Raw genomic sequence first — 400 nt, forward strand, 5'->3', positions numbered from 1 at the left:
TACTTACAACATTTATCGGTTCACAATTAATGACTGCTGAGCTTCCAAAAAAAGATGACCTTTATGGACAACAGTATGTAACAGTCGTAAAACATCTTCAGGAAGCAGGTTTTAAAAATATTCAGGGGGTGGAACTTAGTGATTTAGAATTTGGAAAAATAGGTGAAAGCAATCTTGTCGAACTCGTCTCTGTTGACGGAGAAGATTGGAAGGAAGGACGTGCTTTAAAAAACATCCCAATTACAATCTCCTACCATGTTCCCAAAAAAGATGCCGTTGAATTCAACCTACCAGCTTCTAAAAATTTAACAGATGTCGAGAAAGAGCTGAAAGATTCAGGTTTTAAGCAAGTCGAACTAACTCCTGTTCTGCTAGTAGAAGAAGGCAATGCGGACAAAAA

Annotated in this window: 1 pseudogene; it reads left to right on the plus strand. The window is 37.8% G+C overall.

Features of this window, described 5'->3' with window-relative positions:
* Positions 1-400, plus strand: a pseudogene (locus C1E99_RS10600) (calcium-binding protein); the annotation flags it as partial.

Source organism: Streptococcus suis, assembly GCF_002964045.1.
GTDB classification, from domain to species: Bacteria; Bacillota; Bacilli; order Lactobacillales; family Streptococcaceae; genus Streptococcus; species Streptococcus suis_U.